The 1,516-nt window shown below is 61.9% G+C and carries 1 protein-coding gene; it reads right to left on the reverse strand.

Annotated features, from left to right (window positions below; genetic code table 11):
• Positions 1 to 419: 419 nt before the first annotated feature.
• Positions 420 to 1,343: a division plane positioning ATPase MipZ gene (locus JHD07_RS35760; RefSeq protein WP_291630769.1), complete on the reverse strand. Its 924-nt coding sequence runs from the start codon at positions 1,341 to 1,343 to the stop codon at positions 420 to 422.
• Positions 1,344 to 1,516 lie beyond the last annotated feature (173 nt).

Below are 1,516 nucleotides of genomic sequence, written 5' to 3' on the forward strand. Positions count from 1 at the left end.
GCCCACTTGCTCGCCGTGAAATAGGCGATGCCGCAGAGAGCGCTGACCGAAACCAGAACGGCAATTCCACGCTTCATTTTCGTCCTCAGCCTCAGGCCATAGTGGCCTGAATACCTGTTGAAAATCGTGTTGTTCCGGAGCTCTTCGGCCCCTGGTCGCCTATCCCTAATATATGTCACAGCAGCGTGACAGGAAGGCTAAATATTGTGACTCCGCAGCCCTTTCATTGTGCGACGCACACGCTTTGTAAGCACCCCATCCTCCTACCGCTACGCCAGGTGCAACTTACCATTGGACGCAACCCGTCTTGAATGGGTTCGATTTCGCAGTGAATGCGGCATTAAAACGCGCCGGGCGCAGACCGGGTTCCAGCCTAAGCCACTGCTCGAAACGGCCGGAAGTAGCCCTATACCCGCAGGTCAGGCGCCGAGGATATCGTGGACCTCGAGCGGCTTGTCGACCTGGCTGAACCATTCGGCGCGGTTGGCCGCCCGGCGGCGGCCGCGATCGTCCAGCGGCAGCTTGAGCTGGCGGAGCAGGCTCGTCACCTCCTCCCGCGCGGTCAGATGGCCGAGATTGGGCCGCATGCCGAGCGTGGCCTCGTCGATCTCGTCGAGCGCGGTCAGACCGCGGGGGAAGAATTCGCGGTAGACGACACGTTCTGCGAAGCCGTCGACATAGCGGAAGCCCAGCCGCAGCGACAAATCCTTCAGGCCCTCGGCCACCAGTTGCTTGTTGCGGGACCCGAGCATGGAGAGGCGGTTGCGCACGACGATCCAGTCCGTGGTGGCGCCATCGACCTGGCGGCGCTTGCGCCTGACGTCGCGCACCATCTCGGCATAGTGGCTTTCGCCCGTCACCGCGTAAGTCGCGGGATCGACGGTGCCGAGCACGTCGAAGTCGAGGAAGCTGTCGTTGATCGGGGTGACCAGGGTGTCGGCCATCGAATGGGCAAGCCGCATCAGATAGCTGTCGGTGCCGGGCGTATCGATGACGATGAAGTCGAAGCTGCTCTCGACCGCCGCGACGGCTTCCATGAACTGCTGGAACTCGGAATTCTCGTTCTCTGCAATCTGCATGGTCTCGCCGAGCTTGATGCAGCGATGCACTGGCAATTCGAGGTCGAGCTTGGTGCGGCCGGCCCACGCGGCGCGGTTGTCGATGTAATGGGTGAAGCTTTGCTGGCGGCAGTCGAGGTCGATTGTGGCGACGCGCTGGCCGGCCTTCAGGAGCGCAACGGCGATGTGCAGGGCGGTGGTCGACTTGCCGGAGCCGCCCTTCTCATTGCCGAGCACAACCACATGCGCCGAGCCGGATTGGCCTTGGCTAGCTTGCACAAGCATAGCAATCCCCAACACACCGAGCGAATATCTTCGAGTTGACCGCCGCTGCGGTCAAGTGAAATGCGTGACACGTCCTGCAAATTGCAATGCGCCGTTCTTCCCTTGAAATCGTGCAGCCTATGTTCGTCCGGGATCCGTCCCACAGCGTCAGGACGACCCGCGCGGCCTTGCGC

It is taken from the genome of Bradyrhizobium sp. (assembly GCF_016462955.1).
Taxonomy (GTDB): Bacteria; Pseudomonadota; Alphaproteobacteria; order Rhizobiales; family Xanthobacteraceae; genus Bradyrhizobium.